This window comes from Pseudomonas sp. R32 (genome assembly GCF_009866705.1).
GTDB classification, from domain to species: domain Bacteria; phylum Pseudomonadota; class Gammaproteobacteria; order Pseudomonadales; family Pseudomonadaceae; genus Aquipseudomonas; species Aquipseudomonas donghuensis.
Genome location: NZ_CP019396.1, coordinates 2493381 through 2515619, shown reverse-complemented (window position 1 = coordinate 2515619; position 22239 = coordinate 2493381). Strand labels below are relative to the sequence as shown.

18 protein-coding genes are annotated in these 22239 nt (G+C 64.7%); 3 read left to right on the top strand and 15 right to left on the bottom strand.

Translation table 11 applies throughout. The features are described from left to right. Positions 1 to 22: 22 nt before the first annotated feature. The 9 genes from PspR32_RS11700 to PspR32_RS11660 form a co-directional block, all read right to left on the bottom strand. A complete protein-coding gene (locus PspR32_RS11700) occupies positions 23 to 2035 on the bottom strand; it encodes a ribonucleoside triphosphate reductase (protein ID WP_010221952.1) in 2013 nt (670 codons plus the stop codon). Between the two features lie 172 nt (positions 2036 to 2207). Then, positions 2208 to 3200, bottom strand: a complete 993-nt coding sequence (gene moaA, locus PspR32_RS11695; RefSeq protein ID WP_036995871.1) for a GTP 3',8-cyclase MoaA — start codon at positions 3198 to 3200, stop codon at positions 2208 to 2210. Between the two features lie 10 nt (positions 3201 to 3210). After that, on the bottom strand, positions 3211 to 4128 hold the full coding sequence (locus PspR32_RS11690) for a peptidylprolyl isomerase (protein ID WP_159388516.1): 918 nt from the start codon (positions 4126 to 4128) through the stop codon (positions 3211 to 3213). A 10-nt stretch (positions 4129 to 4138) separates the two neighbouring features. Next, positions 4139 to 4819, bottom strand: a complete 681-nt coding sequence (gene narI, locus PspR32_RS11685) for a respiratory nitrate reductase subunit gamma (RefSeq protein ID WP_100782690.1) — start codon at positions 4817 to 4819, stop codon at positions 4139 to 4141. After that, entirely contained in the window at positions 4812 to 5567 is a 756-nt protein-coding gene (gene narJ, locus PspR32_RS11680; protein WP_159388515.1) for a nitrate reductase molybdenum cofactor assembly chaperone, read from the bottom strand. The genes narI and narJ overlap by 8 nt, the downstream gene beginning before the upstream one ends. A 2-nt stretch (positions 5568 to 5569) precedes the next feature. Then, positions 5570 to 7108 carry a nitrate reductase subunit beta gene (narH, locus tag PspR32_RS11675; RefSeq protein WP_010221946.1) on the bottom strand — a complete coding sequence of 513 codons (1539 nt, stop codon included), beginning with the start codon at positions 7106 to 7108 and terminating at the stop codon, positions 5570 to 5572. Between the two features lie 11 nt (positions 7109 to 7119). After that, complete coding sequence (locus PspR32_RS11670; protein ID WP_159388514.1) at positions 7120 to 10887, bottom strand: nitrate reductase subunit alpha; 3768 nt, start codon at positions 10885 to 10887, stop codon at positions 7120 to 7122. Positions 10888 to 10957: 70 nt separating this feature from the next. Continuing rightward, complete coding sequence (locus tag PspR32_RS11665) at positions 10958 to 12355, bottom strand: NarK family nitrate/nitrite MFS transporter (RefSeq protein ID WP_036995877.1); 1398 nt, start codon at positions 12353 to 12355, stop codon at positions 10958 to 10960. Then, positions 12342 to 13637, bottom strand: a complete 1296-nt coding sequence (locus PspR32_RS11660) for an MFS transporter (RefSeq protein WP_010221942.1) — start codon at positions 13635 to 13637, stop codon at positions 12342 to 12344. The genes PspR32_RS11665 and PspR32_RS11660 overlap by 14 nt, the downstream gene beginning before the upstream one ends. Positions 13638 to 13953: 316 nt before the next feature. On the opposite strand from PspR32_RS11660, the gene PspR32_RS11655 reads away from it, so the two are divergent. The 3 genes from PspR32_RS11655 (at position 13954) to PspR32_RS11645 (ending at position 17172) form a co-directional block, all read left to right on the top strand. Beyond that, the gene (locus tag PspR32_RS11655) at positions 13954 to 15756 is read left to right on the top strand and encodes a HAMP domain-containing protein (RefSeq protein ID WP_010221940.1); all 1803 of its coding nucleotides are present in this window, start codon (positions 13954 to 13956) and stop codon (positions 15754 to 15756) included. After that, positions 15753 to 16400, top strand: coding sequence for a two-component system response regulator NarL (narL, locus tag PspR32_RS11650; RefSeq protein WP_010221939.1), 648 nt, complete (start codon positions 15753 to 15755; stop codon positions 16398 to 16400). Before PspR32_RS11655 ends, narL begins: the two co-directional genes overlap by 4 nt. 94 nt (positions 16401 to 16494) lie before the next feature. Further along, positions 16495 to 17172, top strand: coding sequence for a Crp/Fnr family transcriptional regulator (locus tag PspR32_RS11645; protein WP_010221938.1), 678 nt, complete (start codon positions 16495 to 16497; stop codon positions 17170 to 17172). A gap of 21 nt (positions 17173 to 17193) precedes the next feature. Here the strand turns inward: PspR32_RS11645 and ubiT are convergent, their stop codons facing one another. The 6 genes from ubiT to pdxH form a co-directional block, all read right to left on the bottom strand. Next, a complete protein-coding gene (ubiT, locus tag PspR32_RS11640; RefSeq protein WP_010221937.1) occupies positions 17194 to 17664 on the bottom strand; it encodes a ubiquinone anaerobic biosynthesis accessory factor UbiT in 471 nt (156 codons plus the stop codon). Continuing rightward, positions 17658 to 18548 (bottom strand): U32 family peptidase, encoded by an 891-nt coding sequence (locus PspR32_RS11635; protein ID WP_010221936.1) that lies wholly within the window; start codon positions 18546 to 18548, stop codon positions 17658 to 17660. Before PspR32_RS11635 ends, ubiT begins: the two co-directional genes overlap by 7 nt. Before the next feature lie 10 nt (positions 18549 to 18558). Continuing rightward, entirely contained in the window at positions 18559 to 19554 is a 996-nt protein-coding gene (ubiU, locus tag PspR32_RS11630) for a ubiquinone anaerobic biosynthesis protein UbiU (RefSeq protein ID WP_159388513.1), read from the bottom strand. 132 nt (positions 19555 to 19686) lie between these two features. Further along, positions 19687 to 20922, bottom strand: coding sequence for a molybdopterin molybdotransferase MoeA (locus tag PspR32_RS11625; protein WP_159388512.1), 1236 nt, complete (start codon positions 20920 to 20922; stop codon positions 19687 to 19689). Further along, the gene (moaB, locus tag PspR32_RS11620; RefSeq protein WP_010221932.1) at positions 20919 to 21473 is read right to left on the bottom strand and encodes a molybdenum cofactor biosynthesis protein B; all 555 of its coding nucleotides are present in this window, start codon (positions 21471 to 21473) and stop codon (positions 20919 to 20921) included. Before moaB ends, PspR32_RS11625 begins: the two co-directional genes overlap by 4 nt. Before the next feature lie 90 nt (positions 21474 to 21563). Continuing rightward, on the bottom strand, positions 21564 to 22211 hold the full coding sequence (pdxH, locus tag PspR32_RS11615; protein ID WP_036995879.1) for a pyridoxamine 5'-phosphate oxidase: 648 nt from the start codon (positions 22209 to 22211) through the stop codon (positions 21564 to 21566). Between the last annotated feature and the right edge of the window lie 28 nt (positions 22212 to 22239).

Genomic DNA, 22239 nt, shown 5'->3' with positions numbered 1-22239 from the left:
CCTTGCGGTTGAGGGTAAGGGGTCAGTGCACGCTGCCCTGCTGCTGGGCCAGCAGCAGCGCTTCGTCGCACTTGGGGCAGAACTCGTGTTCGCCATCCAGGTAGCCGTGTACCGGGCAAATCGAGAAGGTCGGGGTGATCGTCAGGTACGGCAGGCGAAAACGCTCCAGGGCCCTGCGCACCAGTTGCTTGCAGGCCTGGGCCGAGGAGATCCGCTCGGCCATGTACAGGTGCAGGACGGTGCCGCCGGTGTATTTGCATTGCAGCTCGTCCTGCAGTTCCAGGGCCTCGAACGGGTCGTCGGTGTAGCCCACCGGCAGCTGCGAGGAGTTGGTGTAGTACGGCGCCTGGCTGCAGCCGGCCTGGAGGATGTCGGGGAAGCGCTTGAGGTCTTCCTTGGCAAAGCGGTAGGTGGTGCCCTCGGCCGGGGTGGCCTCAAGGTTGTACAGGTGGCCGGTTTCTTCCTGGAAACGCACCAGGGTGGCGCGCACGTGGTCCAGCAGGTTCAGGGCGAAGCGCCGGCCCTGGGCGGTGTGCAGGCCCATCTGGTCATCGCTGAAGTTGCGCAGCATCTCGTGCAGGCCGTTGACGCCGATGGTCGAGAAGTGATTGCGCAAGGTGCCCAGGTAACGCTTGGTGTACGGATAGAGCCCGGCATCCATATGGTGCTGGATGACCTTGCGCTTGACCTCAAGGCTCTCCATGGCCAGCTCCATCAGCGCGTCCAGGCGTTGCAGCAGGCCACTGATGTCGCCCTTGTACAGGTAGCCCAGGCGCGCGCAGTTGATCGTCACCACGCCGAGCGAGCCGGTCTGCTCGGCCGAACCGAACAGGCCGCCACCGCGCTTGAGCAACTCGCGCACATCCAGCTGCAGGCGACAACACATCGAGCGCACCTGGTTGGGCTGCATGTCCGAGTTGAGGAAGTTCTGGAAGTACGGCAGGCCATAGCGGGCGGTCATGGCGAACAGGCGCTCGGCGTTGTCGCTGTCCCAGGGGAAGTCATGGGTGATGTTGTAGGTCGGAATCGGAAAGGTGAACACCCGGCCCTTGGCGTCGCCAGCCTGCATCACTTCAATGTAGGCGCGGTTGAGCAGGTCCATTTCGGCCTGCAGCTGGCCATAGGCAAAGGGCATTTCCTCACCGCCGATCACCGGGATCTGCTCGCGCAGGTCCTGCGGGCAGACCCAATCGAAGGTCAGGTTGGTAAAGGGGGTTTGCGTGCCCCAGCGCGACGGCACGTTGAGGTTGTAGATGAACTCCTGGATGGCCTGGCGCACCTCTTCAAAGCTCAATTGATCCTTGCGCACATAGGGCGCGAGGTAGGTGTCGAACGAGCTGAAGGCCTGGGCCCCGGCCCACTCGTTCTGCAGGGTGCCGAGAAAGTTGACCATCTGCCCCAAGGCGCTGCTCAAGTGCTTGGGCGGCCCGGCCTCGACCCGCCCCGGCACGCCATTGAGGCCCTCGTGCAGCAAGCTGCGCAGCGACCAGCCGGCGCAGTAGCCAGCGAGCATGTCGAGGTCGTGGATATGCAGGTCGGCCTCGCGGTGGGCGCGGCCGATGGCTTCGCTGTAGACCTCGTCGAGCCAGTAGTTGGCAGTGACCTTGCCGGAGACATTGAGTACCAGGCCGCCGAGGGAGTAACCCTGGTTGGCGTTGGCCTGCACCCGCCAGTCTTCGCGGTTGAGGTACTCGTTCATCGAGGTGGCCACCTCGACCAGGGTCTTGCGATCGCGGCGCAGGCGCCCGTGCTGTTCGCGGTAGACAATATAGGCGCGTAGCGAAAGGAAATGGCCGGCGTCCATCAATACCCGCTCGACCCGGTCCTGGATCTGTTCGACGTGCAGTTTCGAATAGCCCTCCAGATGGGCGAGCACGGCATCGAGTAAACCGTCCGCCTCGGCTTCGGCGTATTCGCCGGTGGCCTTGCCGGCGGCGATCAACGCCTGGCGGATCTTGTCCGCGTCAAAGGCCACCAGGCTGCCATCGCGCTTGTGCAACCGGTTATGCCCTACCCTGATCAGCGTGCTGTGCATTTGCCCTCCAGACACTACATATAGGTGTTTATTTATTTAGAAACACAATATGCAGTGAAGGCTACGGGTAAAGCGGGTGGAAGAAATTGATCGATATCAAGAATCGCGGGGCAAGCCCGCTCCTACAGGGTGGGAGCGGGCTTGCCCCGCGATGAGGCCCTGACGGCCACCCTCACCCGCCGCTCATGTTCATGAACCGCAAGATCTGCACCTCCCCCTGCGGGTTGAAATCATGGCGCAAGGGTTTGCGCCGCAACGCCTGTTGCAGCGCGCTGACAATCGGCTGGTCATCCAGCGGATAGCGGCGCAACAAGCCGCGTAAATCCAGCGAGTCCTCCTGCCCCAGGCACAGCAACAAGCGCCCTTCCACCGTCATCCGCACCCGGTTGCAGCTGGCGCAGAAGTTGTGGCTGTTGGGCGAGATAAAACCGATGCGGGTCGCCGGGTGCTGCGCCAGACGCACGTAGCGCGCCGGCCCGCCGCTGTGCTCGGCGCTGTCGAGCAGGGCATGGCGACTGGCAATCAGCGCCCGCACCTCGTCGCTGGCGCAGAACGACTCGCCGCGCGAACGGCCGACGTCGCCCAAGGGCATCTCCTCGATGAAGGTGATGTCGATGCGCTGGTCGATGGCGTACTGCACCAGGGGCAATACTTCATCGAAGTTGCGCCCTTTCATCACCACGCAGTTGAGCTTGACGCCCTCGAAGCCGGCATCACCCGCCGCCTCAATGCCGCGCAGGACCTGATCGAGATCGCCATTGCGGGTAATCGCCCGGAAGCGTTCGCCGTCCAGGCTGTCGAGGCTGATGTTCATGCGCTTGACCCCGGCGTCTACCAGCGGCCGGGCCAGGCGCTGCAGTTGCGAGCCATTGCTGGTCATCACCAGTTCGCGCAGGCCCGGCAAGGCACTCATGTGACGGCACAGCTCGACGATGCCGGGGCGAATCAGCGGTTCGCCGCCGGTCAGGCGGATCTTGCGCACACCCTGGCCAACGAACAGCGTGGCCAGGCGCTGCAACTCCTCAAGGGTCAGCACCTGCTGGCGCGGCAGGAAGGTCATGTGCTTGGCCATGCAGTACACACAGCGAAAATCACAGCGATCGGTCACCGACATGCGCAAGTAATCGATCTGCCGCCCGAAGCCGTCCTGCATCACAGTGCTCATCACCGTCCCCTTATTGCACCAGCGGTGAGTCGGCGCCCTGCAAGCGGATGCCGCGAATATCGGCGGCACCGATCAGGGTTTGCAGGTACTGCACCAACGCCTTTTGCCACACGCCCTGCTGCAACTGGGTGCGAATCGCCGTGGCCACTGCCTCGTACGGCAAGGCCTGGCCTTCGATGCGCTGGTCGACACTGACCAGGTGCCAGCCGTAGCGGCTTTCCAGCGGCTTGACGGCCAGCCCCGGCGCCAGGGTGAACAGTTGGCGTTCCAGCTCCGGCACGGTCTGGCCCTTGCTGATCTGTCCCAGCTCACCGCCCTGGGCCTTCGACGGGCAGGCCGAGTACTTCTGCGCAAGCTCGGCGAACTGCTCGGGGAACTGCATCAGGCGCTCATGGAGAATCTCGGCCTGCACCAGCGCCAGGCTGCGTGCCTCGGCATCGTCCGGCGCGCATTCGAGCAGGATGTGCCGCACCGCCAGCAGCGGTGCGCTGTGAAAGCGCCCGCGGTTGCTGTCGTAATAACGCAGGCAGGTGGCCTCGTCACACACCGGCACCTGCACTTCGCGCTCCAGCAACAGGCGCGTGGCGGCTTCCTCTTGGTTCTCGCCGGCGCCAACCTGCACCGACAGCCCCAACTCGGCAATCCGCTGCTGCATCAGCTCGCGGATCACCAGGGCGCGGGCGGCCATGTACATGGCCTCCTCGCGATCGACCGCCGGGTGGTACTGCAGCTCCTGGGCCAAGGCCTCGGGGCCGATGGCGACGCCATTGACGCTGATCACCGGCCACTCCTGCTCGCTGCTGGCGATCAGTTGCGCGGGCACCTCGACCGCCACCGCCTGCTCGCCCGCCTCGGGCACATGCGGCGTCGACGAAGCGCAGCCACCGCCACCACCATTACCGCCACCACATCCGCATCCGCTAGTCATGGCAACCTCCTCAGGCTTTCTGCCGCACGATTTGATAACGCCGGCCCAGGTACCACACCGGTGCGCTGACGATGTGCACCAGGCGGGTGAACGGGAACAGCACGAACAGGGTCAGGCCCAGCAGCACGTGCAGCTTGTACACCAGGCTTACCGGGGCAATCGCCGCCGCCGCGTCCACCGGCCGCAGCAACACGGTGTTCTGCGCCCAGTCGGCGAGCATGACCATGACCGAACCATCCATATGGCCGGTGGAGGCAACGATGGTCAGCAGGCCGAGCACCAGCTGCGCCAGCAACACCAGCAGGATGAGAATGTCCGAGGTGCTGGAGGTGGCGCGTACCCGCGGCTCAGTCAGCCGCCGGTGCAGCAGCATGATCAGGCCGATCAGGCACAGCAGGCCGAAGAAGCCACCGGAGACCATCGCCAGCAGTTGCTTGTGCTCGGTGCTGATCACATGGTGATAGACCGACGCCGGGGTCAGCAGGCCGACAAAATGCCCCGCCAGCACGAACAGCACGCCGATGTGAAAGAAGTTGCTCGCCACGCGCATGCCGCGCTTGTCGAGCATCTGGCTGGAGCCGGCCTTCCAGCTGTATTGCGAGAGGTCAAAGCGCGCCCAGCTGCCGAGCAAGCAGATGGCCAGCGCCACGTAGGGATAAATCCCGAACAACAACAGGTTCCACTTAGACATTACCCACCTCCCCGGCCGGCGCGCCGGCCTGGCCTTGATGCTGAAAATCGACCCAGTGCAGCGGTACCGCGCTCTCTTCGCGCGCCTTGCCCGGGGCACTTGGCATTGAGCTGCAACGCTCCTGCTGTTCGGCCTTGAGAAAGTCCACGGCCTCTTCCTCCCAGATCTTGTCCAGGGCTTCGAGGGAGTCGTCGCGTTGCTCGGCGGCCACCTGCTCGCGCAGGTCGGCCACCGCCTGGTGCGGCTCAGCGCCGGCAATCTGCAGCAGCGCCCGGAAGCAACTGGCGTAGGCGCTCTCGCGCTCCTCCAGGCGTGCGGCAAGCAGCGCCAGCAGGTGCGCGACATCGGCCAGGCCCTCGCGGGCCTCGAGGTCTTCGCGGGTCGAGAGGTATTCCAGGTACAGCGGAATGTAGTCCGGCAGCTCCTTGACGCCGATGGCAAAGCCCGCGTCTTCATACTGGGCGAGCATGTCGACCATGGCCTGGCCGCGGTCGCGGGACTCGCCATGCACATGCTCGAACAGCAACAGCGACAACGAGCGGCCACGGCCGAACAGCGCGCCGTAATGTTCCTGGCCATCCATCAGGTCGTTGTTGCAGATCAGCTCCAGCAACTCGAACAGGGCGCCGCGCTGGCGCGGGCTGATTTCCCGCGCCTGGATGATCGCCTGCTCCAGCTCGTCGCGGCCGGCCACCAGGGTTTCGCTCGGGTAATCGAGCAGCAGCGAAATCACTTTAAGGATGCGCATGCTCAGTCCTCCCACAGCTGTACGGTTTTGAGGATGTCGCGGCGGTTGGCCTTCTTCGCCCCGAACATGTTGGTGTCCGAGCTGCCACTGCAGCCGCTGCCGAAACTGAAGCCGCAACCGGAGCGCTCGGCGAAGGCATCGCTCATGGCTTCTTCGCGGTGGGCACTGGGTACCACGTAGCGGTCCTCGTAGTTGGCGATGGCCAGGTAGCGGTACATCTCCTCGACCTGGTTGACGCTCAAGCCGACGTCGCTGAGCACCTTGAGGTCCTGCACGCCTTCGACCTGTTCGGCGCGCTTGTAGGCGCGCATGGCCAGCAGGCGCTTGAGGGCGCGTTTCACCGGTTTTTCGTCGCCGGCGGTCAGCAGGTTGGCCAGGTAGCGCAGCGGAATGCGCAGGCTGTCGACATCCGGGATCACCCCGTTCATGCCCACGGTGCCAGCGGCCGCAGCGTTCTGGATCGGCGACAGCGGCGGTACGTACCAGACCATCGGCAAGGTGCGGTATTCCGGGTGCAGCGGCAGCGCCAGCTTCCAGTCGACGGCCATCTTGTACACCGGCGAGCGTTGTGCGGCGTCGATCACCGACTGCGGCACGCCGTCTGCCAGGGCCTGGCGGATCACCGCCGGGTCGTTGGGGTCGAGGAAGATTTCCAGCTGCTTCTCGTACAGGTCGTGCTCGTTGGCGGTGCTGGCCACCTCGCTGATGCGGTCGGCGTCATACAGCAGCACGCCGAGGTAGCGGATACGGCCGACGCAGGTTTCGGCACACACGGTGGGCATGCCCGCTTCGATGCGCGGGTAGCAGAAGATGCATTTTTCCGACTTGCCGCTCTTCCAGTTGAAGTAAATCTTCTTGTACGGGCAGCCGCTGATGCACATGCGCCAGCCGCGGCATTTTTCCTGGTCGATGAGAACGATGCCGTCCTCCTCGCGCTTGTAGATCGCCCCGCTCGGGCAGGACGCCGCGCACGCCGGGTTCAGGCAGTGCTCGCACAGGCGCGGCAGGTACATCATGAAGGTGTTTTCGTACTCCCCGTAGATGTCGGCCTGGATCTGGTCGAAGTTCTTGTCCTTGCGCCGCTTGGCGAACTCGGTGCCGAGGATTTCTTCCCAGTTCGGGCCCCACTCGATCTTCTCCATGCGCTTGCCGGACACCACCGAGCGCGGCCGCGCCGTCGGTTGGTGCTCGCCCAGCGGCGCGGTGTGCAGGTGCTGGTAGTCGAAGTCGAACGGCTCGTAGTAGTCATCCAGGCTCGGCAGGTCGGGGTTGGCGAAGATGTTCGCCAGCACCCGGAACTTGCCGCCTATGCGCGGGTTGATCGAGCCGTTGGCGTTGCGCACCCAGCCGCCCTTCCACTTGTCCTGGTTTTCCCACTCTTTCGGGTAGCCGACCCCGGGCTTGGATTCAACGTTGTTGAACCAGGCGTACTCCATGCCTTCGCGGCTGGTCCAGACGTTCTTGCAGGTGATCGAGCAAGTGTGGCAACCGATGCATTTGTCCAGGTTCAGGACCATGCCAATTTGTGAACGGATCTTCATGACAGCACTCCTCATTCCATCTCGGTCGGCAGCGGACCTGGCAGCTCATCGCCGCGCGAACCGTCGAGCCAGTCGACCTTGGCCATCTTGCGCACCACGACGAATTCGTCGCGGTTGCAGCCGACCGTGCCGTAATAGTTGAAGCCATAGGCCTGTTGGGCATAACCGCCGATCATGTGGGTCGGCTTGAGCACCACGCGGGTGACCGAGTTGTGGTGGCCGCCGCGGGTCTTGGTGGTCTCGGCGCCTGGCACGTTCACGATCCGTTCCTGGGCGTGGTACATCATCACCATGCCTTCCTTGACCCGCTGGCTGACCACCGCCCGCGCGGTCAGCGCGCCGTTGGCGTTGAAGCACTCGATCCAGTCGTTGTCCTCGATGCCGGCCTTCTTCGCGTCGATTTCCGAGAGCCAGACGATCGGCCCGCCGCGGCTGAGGGTGAGCATCAGCAGGTTGTCGCTGTAGGTGCTGTGGATGCCCCACTTCTGGTGCGGGGTGATCCAGTTGAGAACGATCTCGGTCTCGCCGTTGCTGCGCTTGCCTTTCACCCCGGCGATGGTGCGGGTGTTGACCGGTGGCCGGTAGCTCATCAACTGCTCGCCGAACGCCTGCATCCACGGGTGATCCTGGTAGAACTGCTGGCGGCCGGTGATGGTCCGCCACGGGATGTTCTCGTGCACGTTGGTGTAGCCGGCGTTGTAGCTGACATGATCATCCTCGAGCCCCGACCAGGTCGGGCTGGAGATGATCTTGCGCGGCTGCGCCTGGATATCGCGAAAGCGGATCGCTTCGTGGGCCTTGGACAGCGCCAGGTGGCTGTGGTCGATGCCGGTGAACTGCGACAGTGCCGCCCAGGCCTTGACTGCGACATGGCCGTTGGTTTCCGGCGCCAGCGAGAGGATCACCTCGGCGGCGTCGATGGCGGTGTCGATCTTCGGCCGGCCCTGGCTGATGCCCGCCTCCACTTCGCGGTAGTTCAGCTCACCGAGGAACTTCACTTCCTCATCGGTGTTCCAGTTGATGCCCTTGCCGCCGTTGCCGAGTTTTTCCAGCAGTGGGCCAAGCGAGGTGAACTGCTTGTAGATGTTCGGGTAATCACGCTCGACCACCTGCAGGTTCGGCGCGTTCTTGCCCGGCTGCGGAGCGACGCCGGCGGTTTTCCAGTCGGTGCCGCCAAACGGCTGGGCCAGTTCGCCGACGCTGTCATGCATCAGCGGTACGGTGACCAGGTCCTGCTCGATGCCCAGGTGCCCTTCGGCCATGGCCGAGAAGGCCTTGGCGATGCCTTTGTAGATCTCCCAGTCCGAACGCGATTCCCAGGCCGGGTCAATCGCTGCCGACAGCGGGTGGATGAAGGGGTGCATGTCCGAGGTGTTCATGTCGTCCTTCTCGTACCAGGTCGCGGTCGGCAGGACGATGTCGGAATACACGCAGGTCGAGGACATGCGGAAATCCAGGGTGGTGACCAGGTCGAGCTTGCCGATGGCGCCCTCGTCGACCCATTCGGCCTCTTGCGGCTTGCAGTCGCCGACCTGGCCGATGTCTTCGTTCATCACCCCGTTGCGGGTGCCCAGCAGGTACTTGAGCATGTACTCGTGGCCCTTGCCCGACGAGCCCAGCAGGTTGGAACGCCAGATGAACATGTTGCGCGGGAAGTTGACCGGGTTGTCGGGCTGTTCGCAGGCAAAGCGCAGGCTGCCTTCGTGCAGGCCCTTGACCACGTAGTCCTTGGGTGCCATACCGGCCGCCGCAGCGTCACGGCAGATGTGCAACGGGTTGGTGTTGAGCTGTGGCGCGCTGGGCAGCCAGCCGGCGCGTTCGGCGCGGATGTTGTAGTCCAGGGCGTGTTCGGGGAACTGGCGCTTGTCGGCCAGTGGCGAGAGCACGTCGTGCATGCTCATCTTCTCGTGGCGCCATTGCGAGCTGTGGGCATAGAAGAAACTGGTGCCGTTCATCTGCCGTGGCGGCCGGCTCCAGTCCAGGCCGAAGGCCAGGGGCAGCCAGCCGCACTGCGGGCGCAGTTTCTCCTGGCCGACGTAGTGGGCCCAACCACCACCGGTCTGGCCGACGCAACCGCAGAGCATGAGCATGTTGATCAGCCCGCGGTAGTTCATGTCCATGTGGTACCAGTGGTTCATCGCCGCCCCGACGATGATCATCGAGCGGCCACGGGTCTTGTCGGCATTGTCGGCAAACTCGCGGGCGATCTGGATGGCCTTCTCGCGTCTGACACCGGTGATCTGCTCCTGCCAGGCCGGGGTGCCGGGCACGCTGGCATCGTCATAGTCGCGGGCGACGTTGGCGCCACCCAGGCCACGGTCGATGGCAAGGTTGGCCGCCGACAGGTCGAACACGGTCGCCACCTTGACCTGGCTGCCGTCGGCCAGGGTCAGGCTGCGCACCGGCACGCGGCGGTACTGCACCGCATCGCCGGCGACATGCTGGAAGTGCTCCTGGCTTTCACCGGCGAAATACGGGAAGGCCACTTCAGCGACATCGCCGCCAATCAGGCTCAGGGTCAGGTCGATCTCGCGGCCCTCGCCGCCTTCACGGGCCAGGATGTTCCACTTGCCCTGCTCGCCCCAGCGATAGCCGATCGAGCCCTGGGGCGAGACCAGCTCGCCGCCGGCATCGACGGCGATGGTTTTCCATTCCGGGTTGTTGTCCTGGCCGAGGTTGTCGGCCAGGTCCGAGGCGCGCAGGAAGCGGTCCGGCTGGTAACCGTTGCCCGGTGCGGTACCGAGCATCGGCTTGAGCAGCACCAGCACCGGCAGGTCGGTATAGCGCTTGGCGTACTCGGTGAAGTAGGCGCTTGGCTGGTCCAGGTGAAATTCTTTGAAGATCACATGATTGAAGGCCTGGGCCAGGGCGGCGTCGGTGCCCTGCTTGGGGTTGAGCCAGAGGTCGGTGAGCTTGGCCACTTCCGAATAGTCGGGGGTGATGGCCACGGTCTTGGTGCCCTTGTAACGCACTTCGGTAAAGAAGTGCGCATCGGGGGTGCGGGTTTGTGGAACGTTCGAGCCCCAGGCGATGATGTAGTTGGAGTTGTACCAGTCGGCCGACTCCGGCACGTCGGTCTGTTCGCCCCAGACCATTGGTGAAGCCGGCGGCAGGTCGCAGTACCAGTCGTAGAAGCTCAGGCAGGTGCCGCCCAGCAGCGACAGGTAACGGGCACCGGCGGCGTAGCTGACCATCGACATCGCCGGGATCGGCGAGAAGCCCACCACCCGGTCGGGGCCGTACTGCTTGATGGTGTAAACGTTGGCGGCGGCGATGATCTCGGTGACTTCATCCCAGCTGGAGCGAATGAAGCCGCCCATGCCGCGCTTGCTCTTGTAGCTGTCAGCCTTGGCCTTGTTCTCGACGATGGACGCCCAGGCCTCGACCGGCGCCATGCTCTGGCGCGCCTCGCGCCACAGCTTGAGCAGCGGCTTGCGGATCTTCGGGTACTTCAGGCGGTTGGCGCTGTAGATGTACCAGCTGTAGCTGGCACCGCGCGGGCAACCGCGTGGCTCGTGGTTGGGCAGATCGTTACGGGTACGCGGGTAGTCGGTCTGCTGGGTTTCCCAGGTGATCAGGCCGTTCTTCACGTAGATTTTCCACGAGCAGGAGCCGGTGCAGTTGACCCCGTGGGTGGAGCGCACGATCTTGTCGTACTGCCAGCGCGAACGGTAGACGTTCTCCCAGTCGCGCGACTCCTTGCGGGTCTCGCCATGCCCCTGGGCAAACTCGCCTTGCTTGCGGTTGAAGAACCGCAGTTGATCCAGTAAATGACTCATGGTGCTTTCCTCTCAGGCTTGCTGCGGGGTTCTGTGCCCCGCCCGTGCAAGATGTGAATTCGGGGTCATGTCAGCAGGGCGTCGCGGCGCCTTTACGCGCGTACCACCACCAGGTCACGACGATGCAGCTCAGGTAGAAGCCGACGAACATGTAGAAGGCCATCTGCGGGCCACCGGTCAGGGCCATGGAAGAGCCAAAGGTCTTGGGAATGAAGAACGCGCCGAAAGCGCCCATGGCCGAGCTGAAGCCGAGCACCGCGGCCGACTCCTTGCCGGCGTCCTTGAGCGCTTGTTCGCGGGCGGCGGCGCCTTTGCCGCTGGCGGCTTTTTCGTGCAGGGTGCGGAAAATCACCGGGATCATGCGAAAGGTCGAACCGTTGCCGATGCCGGTGGTGATGAACAGCAGCATGAACATGCCGAGAAAACCGTAGAAGTTGCCGCTCTCGCCCTGCGCGGGGATGAACGCCAGCACACCAAAGACCATGACGATCATCAGCACGAAGTTCCACAGGGTCACCCGCGCACCACCGAGTTTGTCCGCCAGCCAGCCGCCCAGCGGGCGTACCAGGGCGCCGACCAGCGGGCCTAAGAAGGCAAAGGTCAGGGCGTTGACCTGCGGGAAGGCGGTCTTGATCAGCAGCGGAAAGGCTGCCGAGAAGCCGATGAACGAGCCGAAGGTGGCCAAGTACAACCAGCACATCAGCCAGTTGTGCTTGCGCTTGAAGATCACCGCCTGCTCGCTGAACGAGGCCTTGGCGCTGGACAGGTCGTTCATGCCGAACCAGGCCAGCAAGGTGACCAGGATAATGAACGGCACCCAGATGAAGCCTGCGTTCTGCAGCCACAGTTGGCCACCGTCGGCGAGCGCCTGCGGCTGGCCACCGAACGCACCGAACAGGCCGAAGGTGATCACCAGCGGCACGCAGAACTGCATCACCGAGACGCCGAGATTACCCAGGCCGGCGTTCAGGCCCAGGGCGGTGCCCTGCTGCGACTTGGGGTAGAAGAAGCTGATGTTGGACATGCTCGAGGCGAAGTTGCCGCCGCCAAAGCCGCACAGCAGCGCAATCATCACGAACACGCTGTAGGGCGTGCCCGGGTCCTGCACGGCAAAGCCCATCCACAGCGACGGCGCCAGCAGCGAGGCGGTGCTCAGGGCGGTCCAGCGGCGGCCGCCGAAGATCGGCACCATGAACGAGTAGAACACCCGGAAGGTCGCCCCCGACAGCCCCGGCAAGGCCGCCAGCCAGAACAGCTGGTCGGTGCTGAAGCTGAAGCCGATGGCATTCAGGCGCACGATCACCGTGCTCCACACCATCCACACGGCAAAGGCCAGCAGCAGTGCGGGGATCGAGATCCACAGGTTGCGGGTAGCGGTCTTTTTGCCGCTACGGCCCCAGAACGCGGGATCTTCCGGGCGCCAGTCGTGAATCACCGGGCCTTTGTCAGGCGTGTTAAGAACCGACATGGTCTTCTCCTTGGGCAATGCTGGAAAACGGGGACGCGGTCGCTGGAGGCTGTTTGCCCAGCAGCGGGCGCTTGCGGATTTCGCTGAAGTACATCCAGGTGAGCGACACCCAGACCACGCCGTACATCAACATGAAGCAGGAGGAGCGCACGCCGGTGAGGTCGACCAGCGCGCCGAACAGAATCGGCAGGATGAAGCCGCCCAGGCCGCCGGCCAGGCCGACGATGCCGGACACCGCGCCCATGTTGTGCGGATAATCGTTGGCGATGTACTTGAACACCGAGGCCTTGCCGAAGGCGAAGGCGATGCCCATGACGAACAGCAGCACGGTGAACAGCGCCGGGTTCAGGCCGATGTGAAAGTCCAACGGGCCGTTGATGGTCTGCACCTGCAGCTGGGTTTGCGGGTACGACAGCAGGAACAGGCAGATCCAGCTGACCCACAGCACCCACCAGGTCACGCTCTGCGCGCCCCAGCGGTCGGACATCCAGCCACCGACGGCGCGCAGCACCCCGCCCGGCAGCGAGAAGCAGGCGGCCAGCAACGCCGCGCTTTGCAGGCTGAAGCCGTATTCCTGGACGTAGTACTTGGTCATCCACAGCGCCAGGGCCACGTAACCGCCGAAGACGATCGAGTAGTATTGGCAGTAGCGCCACACCGCAGGCTCGGCCAGGGCCTTGAGCTGTTCGCCCAGGCTCGCCCCCGAAGCGCTGCGGTGGGCCTTGTTGTCGGCACTGAGAAACCAGAACAGCAAGGCAGTGATGAACAGGATGGCGCTGAACACCTTCGGTACCAGTTGCCAGCTGCCGGCGGCAATCAACGCCGGGGCGAGGAACTTAGTCACCGCCGCCCCGGCGTTGCCGGCGCCGAAGATGCCCATGGCCAGGCCCTGGTTGTCCTGCTCGAACCACTTGGCGACATAAGCGATGCCGACCGAGAACGAGCCACCGGCAAGCCCGACGAACAAGCCCAGGACCAGGAACTGCCAATAGGCGCTGGCGTGGCTGATCAGGTACAGCGGCAGCACGCAGGCCAGCATCAGCAGAAAGAACACACTGCGCCCGCCGAAGCGGTCGGTGAGCATGCCCAGCGGCAAGCGCACCAGCGAGCCGGTCAGCACCGGGGTGGCGGCCAGCAGGCCGAACTGGGTTTCGTTGAGCTGCAGCAGTTCCTTGATCGGCACGCCGAGCACGGCAAACATCATCCAGACCATGAAGCAGACGGTGAAGGCCAGCGTACTCATGCCCAGCACCAGGCCTTGGCGTATTCGCGGTTGAGTCATCTTGGGTCTCCAGTCAGGTAGCCATGGCCGGCAGACTAGAGAGGCAAACCCCGAGAAAACTTGACCCCGATCAAAGAAGCCCTGGCGCCCCTGGGCCTATGCTTGTACTGCCTACCTCCAACGAGGTAGCACCGAAAAACCTCTAAACCCTTTGTTTATCAGGGTGTTGCCAGTTTCCCACCGGGCTTGGCGGTAAAACTGGCGGTTGAAAACTCTTTAGAGGTAGAGCGCCAGGGACAGGCTGCGAAACGATCAGTTGCAACACCCTGGAGTGCTCCATGTACCGTTTTCCCCTCCTCACCCCTGGCCCGCGTCCATGATCGGCTGGCTGCGCAGCTCGTTGCCCGCGCGCGCGGGCCTGGCGGTGATTCTGATCGCCGTGCTGGCCCTGGCCAGTTCGCTCAGTGCCGGCCTGATCGCCTGGTTCAGCCAGGGCGATGCCGCCGCCATCAACACCGCCGGCTCCGTGCGCATGGAGACCTACCACCTGAGCTGGAAGCTGGCCGCCGGCGCCGAGCGCGCCGACCTCGAACGCATTCGCGACAGCCTGCAGCAGCGGCTCAACAGTCAGGCGCTCATAGCCGTGCTCGAAGACGGCAACAACCTCGAGCTGCAGGCCAGCTACCAGCAATTGCAGCAGTACTGGCAGCAGACCCTGCTGCCGGCCTTGCAACGTGGTGACGCCACGGCTTTTCAGGCCAGTACCCTGCCCTTCGTCAACCAGCTCAATCAGTTCGTCAACCTGCTGCAGCGCCAGAGCGAACACAAGCAGGGCTGGCAACAGGTGATCCAGGGCGCGGCGCTGTTCACCACCATGATCGTCCTGCTGTTCGGCCTGTACGAGCTGCAATACAACGTCATCACACCGTTGAAAGAGTTGGTGGACGCCACCCAGCGCTTTCGCCGCGGCGAGTTCCAGGCGCGGGTCAACCACCAGTCCGAGGACGAGCTCGGCGAGCTGGCCACCAGTTTCAACGCCATGGCCGAGACCATCGAACAATCCCACCGCACCCTGGAAACCCAGGTCCGGCAAAAAACCCTCAACCTGCAGCAGGCCAACGCCGCCCTCGAGCTGCTGTACCAAAGCAGCCGCAGCCTGGCCACCCGGCTGGCCAACGCCGAGGGCCTGGATGAGCTGATCCGGCGCTTTCAGCAACGCTTGCCGGGCCTGCGCCTGTCGCTGTGCCTGCAAGGCCAGTTACAGGCCCCGGCCCAACAACTGCTGGCCCTGCATGGCGCCGACAGCCGCAAGATCTGCGCCAGCAGCGATTGCGCCAGCTGCCAACGCCACCAGCGCACCCACCATCACACGTTCAGCATCAGCAACCAGGGCAGTACCCTCGGTGAGCTGAAGGCGCACTTTATCGACGGCCACGAGCCGCAAGCCTGGGAGACCGAGCTGATCCAGGCCCTGGCCAACCTGATCGGCACCTCGCTGTCGCTCAAGCGCCAGCGTGAACAGGACCACCGCCTGGTGCTGCTCGAAGAGCGCGCGATCATCGCCCGCGAACTGCACGATTCCCTGGCCCAGGCGCTGTCGTACATGAAGCTGCAGGTCAGCCGCATGCAGACGTTGATGCGTCGTGGCGAGCCGGTGGCGACCCTGGAGAACGTCACCGCCGAGCTGCGCGAAGGCCTGAACAACGCCTATCGCCAGTTGCGTGAACTGCTCACCACCTTCCGCCTGCAGATTCACGACGCCGGCCTTGTGCAGGAGCTCAAGGACACCGCCGAGGAGTTCTCCCGCCGTGGCGAATTCCAGGTGCACCTGCACGTCGACAGCCTGGCCTTCGAGCTGTCGGCCAGCGAGCAGATCCACATCCTGCAGATCACCCGCGAGGCGCTGTCCAACTGCCTGCGCCATGCCCATGCGCAGAACGCCTGGCTGCAATTGCGCCAGTATGGCGAAACCGTCTGCCTGTCGATCGAGGACGACGGCCGTGGTTTCAGCGGCACCCACGACCTGCGCGAACACCACGGCCTGAACATCATGGACGAGCGGGCCCGCAGCCTGCGCGGCCAGTTGCAGATTGTTGGCCGGGAGCCGCAAGGCACCCGGGTACAGATGGAATTTCGCCCGGAGTTTCTCGGGCACCTGACAGAAGGTAACCCTGCATGACCCCCTCCCCGCGCTACCGAATCCTGCTGGTCGACGACCACCCGATGATGCGCCGCGGCATCCGCCAGATGCTCGAACTGGAAGACGACTTCGAGATCGTCGGCGAAGCCGGCCACGGCGAAGAAGCCCTGGCCCTGATCCCGGCGCTGCAACCGGACCTGGTGCTGCTGGACAACAACATGCCGCAGATGAACGGCATCGAAACCCTGCGCCATCTGCGCAGCCAGGGCTTTGCCGGCAAGGTGCTGCTGTTCACCGTGTCCGATGCCGAGGACGACATTCGCGACGCCCTGCGCCTGGATGCCGACGGTTACCTGCTCAAGGACATGGAACCGGAGCTGTTGATCCAGTATATCCGCGACGCCATGAACGGCGCCCTGGTGATCAGCCCCGGGCTGACCCGGGTGATGGCCCAGGCCCTGCGCTCACCGCCGCGCCAGCCGGAGGTGGAGCTGACCGAGCGCGAGCGCCAGGTGCTCAAGACCATCGCCAGCGGCTACAGCAACAAGGTCATCGGCCACAAGCTGGGCATCACCGAGGGCACGGTCAAGGTCCATGTGAAAAACCTGCTGCACAAGCTCGGCCTGCGTTCGCGGGTAGAGGCGGCGGTGTGGGCCATGGAGCATCTGCGCCAAAGCGCCTGAGCCCCTGTTGCAGATGCCCCTTTGGAGGTAGACCGGCGGAGGCATAGGCCGCCGGCGTCGGGGGTTTTACCATAGGCGCCAGCGGAGGTACGCCATGCTGACCCACCCTTCTACCGTTCTGGTTTTACGTCGTCATCACTTGTTCAGCCAACTGCCGGACAACGTTTTCGAAGCCGTCTGTGGCCTGGCCATGCTCAGGCGCCTGAGCTGCCATGACACGCTCATGCACCAGGGCGACCCGGCCAAGCGCTTCTTCTTGCTGGTCAGTGGCCAGATCAAGCTGTACCGGCTCAGCGCCGAGGGCCAGGAACATCTGGTGGAGATCATCCAGCCGGGCCAGACCTTTGCCGAAGCGCTGCTGTTCAGCCAGGCGCGCAGTTACCCGGTGACGGCCACGGCGCTCAAGGACTGCGTGTTGATCAGCATCGATGGCGCCCATTACCGCAATGCCCTGGAAGACCAGCCACAGGTGTGCCTGGCCATTCTGGCGAGCATGAGCATCCACCTGCACCAGCGTCTCAGGGACATCGACACCCTGACCTCGGCCAGCGCCAGCCGCCGGGTGATCAACTTCTTGCTGCAGGAATGCGACCCCGACAGTGGCCGGGTCGAGTTGCAGGTGTCCAAGCGCCTGGTGGCCTCCAAGCTGGGCATCCAGCCAGAGACCTTTTCGCGCACCCTGCACCGTCTGGTGGAACGCGGCCTGATCGCCATGGAACGGCGCAGCATCCACATCCTCGCCGCCGATGAGCTGGCCGGTTACTCGGGTTAGCCCCAGTAGCCGGCCCTGCCCTCAACTGGCCGCCAGGCCCTTGCCGGCGCGCTCCAGGTTGCGCCACAACCACACCGGCAACACCTCGGGGTCGAGGCTGTCGATCAGGTTCTTCAGGGTCAAACCCAGCTCGGTGTCGCCCTCGATCACCAGGCGGCGGCGGAAGAACAGCGTGTCCGGGTCCTCCTGACGGCTGGCCAGCAAGAGAAACTCGCGCCAGTTGCCGCGAATGGTGACATCGGCCTTGGCCCGCTCGGCGATCTGCAGGCCATCGCGGTTGCGGGTCAGGTACCAGGCCAGGTCCAGGTCGGGAATCCGCAGGCACAACCAGCGCCCGCGCAGCAGGTCGAACTCACCGTCGCGCAGGGGCTCGGCCAGGCAGCGATTAAGCGCCTGCTGCAAAGCAACCCGCTGAATCACGAACGGCACCCGACGGATCAGCGGCAGCACCCGGTCGGCACCTTTCAACAGCCATTGCGTGCGGTTCAGCACAGGCCCACCTCCTCGACCCGCAACATGCCCGCCTGGCCGTGCCAGTAGCCGTTGCAACCTTCGACAAACAACGGCGGCGCCTCGCCCTGGCGCACCCGGGCAAAGGCCTGAACCACCTCGACCATGCCCTGGGCCCGCGGGCTCAGGCGCAACAGGTCGGCGCCGCAGGCCTCAAGCCCCGGGTAGTCGGCCAGCAAGTTGGTGACCTCGGCCGACATGGTCTGGATGCCGTTCAGGGTGAACAGCGCCTGGCCTTCCTGGCTACTCAGGGCCAGGCCGTCGGGGTAGTTGATGCAGCAGAACTGGCAGTCGTCCTTGGGCCGGTTTTCGGCACGGGCGGTAAAACAGCGCGCCGAGTAAGCCAGCGGCAGATGCCCATAGGCAAAGACTTCAACCTCAGGCAACTCACGGTTCAACTCAACGGCCTGGTCGAGCACCGCGCGGATCAGTGTGGCCGAACACTCCACCGGCGGCACCCAGCGGATCATCCCGCAATCGAGCAGCTTGGCCAACGCGTGGCCGTTGTACAGGTTGAGCGCGGGGCCGGCCACGAACGGCAGCTTGCGCTCAGCCAGGTACTGCACCGCACCCATGTCGTTGGCCTCCACCAGCAGCTCGCCGTTGTCGCACAAGCGGCGCAGGCTGGAGAGCTCGGAAGCGGCTTCGATCAGGGTCAGGCTCGACAACACGATCTGCGCCGGGCTGCAGGCCTGCAGCTCGCGGCCCAGACCAAGCCAGTGATCGAGGTTCATGGCCCGGCGTTTCGAGCACACGGTTTCCCCCAGATAAATCACATCCAGGGGCAAGGCCGACATCTCGCTGTAGAAACGCCCCAGTTGTTCCTTGTCCCAGTAATACAGGACGGGTCCCAGGCTGAGCTTCATGTCCAGTCCCTCATTGCCATGATCGATGGTAAGCACCCAGGGTGGTCTGGCTGCCTTCGGACAAACCGGCCAGCACCTGACGCCACTGGTCCTTGACCGTGAAGCGTTGCGGTGCCAGGCGATGGGCGTCGAGCGCGGCACGCCAGACCTGGGTGACCTGCTCGACATAGGCCGGGCTGCGCTGGCGGCCCTCGATCTTCACCGCCTCGACGCCCATGGCGGCGAGTTCCGGCAGCAGGTCGAGGGTGTCGAGGCTGGTGGGCTCTTCCAGGGCATGGAAGCGCTTGCCATCCACCAGGAAACGGCCCTTGCACAGGGTCGGGTAACCGGCCGGCTCGTCGGGTTGATAGCGGTCGATCAGCACTTCGCTCAGGCGTGCACTCAAGCCCTCGGCGTCTTCGCTCCAGCGCACCGCCTTGGCCGGCGAACAGACGCCGCACAGGTTCGGCGACTCGCCGGTGATGTACGACGACAGGTGGCAACGCCCTTCGGCCATGATGCACAGGCTGCCGAAGGCAAAGACCTCGATGGGCACCGTGCTGTTGGCTGCCACCTGGCGTACCTGGGCCAGCGACAGCACCCGTGGCAGCACGGCGCGGCGGATGTTGTAGTGCTGGGCGTAGAACGCCAGGGCGCTGGCGTTGGTGGCCGAGCCTTGCACCGAGAGGTGCAGGCTCAACTGCGGGTGGCGCTGGGCCGCATAGCCGAGCACACCCGGGTCGGCGGCGATCAGGGCATCGACACCATGGTCGGCGGCACGGTCGACCGCGCGCTGCCAGCGTTCCCAACCCTGGGGTTGCGGGTAGGTGTTGACCGCGACATAGAGCTTGCGTTGGTGTTGGCGGATATGGGCAACAGCGGCGTCGAACTGCTTGTCGTCCATGTTCAGCCCGGCGAAATGCCGGGCGTTGGTGTCGTCGCGAAAGCCGACGTAAACAGCATCGGCGCCTTGGCACACCGCGGCTTTAAGCGCAGGCAGGTTGCCTGCCGGGCAGACCAGTTGCATGGGGTTTCCTCATCAAAGAAGCTGCTGCCATGCGCCTGCGATGCACAACACGAGCAGGCTCGGAGCAATCGAAAAAAGCGCTGCCAGTCTAGCCACAGTGCCCGGCAGGACCTTGACGGCAATCAAGGTCGCTCACTGCATCAGCAGCGCGAAAGAAAGGAACTGCACGTTGTCGTGCTTGTGCAGCTGTTGCTCGCATTCCACCACCGCCAGGCCATCGGCCCAGCAGGCGGCGCTGAGCATTGCCGAGCTTTGTTGTGGGTGCAGTTGTACGCTGGACTGGCCGTTGGCCTCGGGCAACAAGCGGGCCAGCAGGTACTGGCGGCGCTTGTTGCGTTGCAGCCAGTCGAAACCGGCTGGCAGCGCCAGCGGCCGGGGCAACACATCGCGCACGCCCTGGGCGCGCAACAGGAACGGCCGTACCACCACCAGCGCGGTAATCAGCGCCGCTGCCGGGTTGCCGGGCATGCCGATCCACGGCCGGCCCGCCACCTCGCCAAAAGCCAGGGGCTTGCCCGGCTGAATCGCCAGACGCCAGAAGTCGACACTGCCCAGGTCCTGGATGGCCTGCTTGAGGTGATCTTCCTCACCCACCGAGACGCCGCCGGAGGTCAGCAGCAGGTCGCATTCGGACGCGGCCAGATTCAGCGCGTGCTTGCTGGCCGCCAGTTCGTCGGCCATCACCCCGTAGTCGTGCACCTCCACGCCCCAGCCTTGCAGCAAGGCCATCAGGCAATAGCGGTTGCTGTTGTAGATCTGCCCCGGGGCCAGGGGTTGGCCGGGCTCGCGCAGTTCGTCGCCGCTGCTCAGCAAACCGACGCGCAAGGGCCGATGGACCTCGACCCAGGCCACGCCCGAAGCGGCCAGCAGGCCCAGCTCCTGGGCACGCAGGCGCTTGCCGGCCTGCAGCAACAGATGGCCTTCGCGCACCTCCTCGCCAGCCTTGCGCACGTGGTCGCCAAGGCCGGCGGCGGGTAGCCAGACCTGCTCGCCTTCCACCCGGCATAGCTCCTGGGGCGCTACCGTGTCGGCACCCGGCGGCAAGGGTGCACCGGTGAAGATCCGCACCGCCTGCCCAGGTTGCAACGCGGTGCTGGCCTGCTGGCCGGCGGCGATGCGCCCGGCCAGGCTCAGGCAACCGCCAGCAGCTGGCAGGTCGGCCACCCTGAAGGCAAAACCGTCCATGGCGCTGTTGTCCCAGCCCGGCAGACTGCGCGGGGCATGGATATCAACCGCCAGCACCCGGCCCAGGGCTTTGTCCAGCAACACCATCTGCGCAGCCGGTGGCGGTGGCGCCTGCTCGAGCAAATGGCGGATGGCCTGGTCGACCGGGATCAACTTGCCGCTGTCGCATACCCGCCCGCTCATGGCCGCGCCCCACAGGCCTCAATGGCCTGCCCGGCCTGGGCCTTGAGGTGCGGGGCGAAATTGCACGGGCCGGTACGGCTGTCGAGCTGGCTATGCAGGATTTGCGTCCAGGCGGTGCGACAGGCGCCGGGCGAACCCGGCACGCAGCACACCAGCACGCCATTGCTCATCCCCGCCAGGGCACGGGACTGCAGGCTGGACATGCCGATTTCGGCCAGCGACACCTGGCGGAACAACTCACCAAAGCCTTCGACGTGTTTATCCAGCAATGGCTGCACCGCTTGCGGGGTGTTGTCGCGGGCGGTAAAACCGGTGCCGCCGGTGGTCAGCACCACCTGTACCCTGGGGTCGGCGATCCAGCGCGAGAGGGTCGCGCGGATCTGGTAGATATCGTCCTTGACCAGGTCGCGCTCGACCAGCACATGCCCTGCTGCTTGCAGCAGGTCGATGAGGGTCTGGCCGGAGCTGTCGGTGTCGTAGGTGCGCGTGTCGCTGATGGTCAGCACGGCGATGTTCAGGGGTTCAAACGTGCGTTGTGCCAAATGGGCCATGGCCTGGGCTTCCCGTGAAAGGTGGATGGGCCCAAGCCTGAACCTAAAGCCTGGGCGAACCTATTCCTCCTTGGAGGTATCTCTTCGGGCTCACGGCGCCAGGCGCTGGCGCGTCCACTGCCCACCCTGGCAGCGATAATCGAGACGGTCATGCAGGCGATCGGCGCGACCCTGCCAGAACTCCATGCGTTCAGGCCTCAGGCAATAGCCGCCCCAATGCTCGGGGCGACGCAGCGGCTGCTCGACGAAGCGGCGGATGGTCTGCGCCAGCAGCGCTTGCAGTTCGCCGCGGTCGGTCAACACCCGGCTTTGTGGTGAAGCCCAGGCGCCCAGGCGACTGGCTTCGGGACGCGAATCGAAGTAGGCATCGGATAACTGCGGATCGAGCCGCGTCACCGGCCCCTCAATTCGTACCTGGCGCTCCAGCCCCGGCCAGAAGAAGGTCATCGCCGCATAGGGGTTGGCCGCCAGTTCCTGTCCCTTGGCACTCTGGTAGTTGCCGAAGAAGGTAAAGCCCTGCTGGTCAAAGCCCTTGAGCAGCAGCACCCGGCAGTGCGGCCTGCCCAGGCTGTCGACGGTGGCCAGGTGCATGCTATTGGCCTCCACCGGCTCGCGCTCGGTCTCGCGGGCCTGTTGCAGCCACTGCGCAAACAGCGGCAGCGGTTCGAGCGGCGCCGCCTCCTCCTGCAGGCCACCGAGGGTGTAGTTACGGCGCATCTGGGCAAGGGACAGCGGCATGGCAGTGATCTCCTGGGAAGTTGTACGC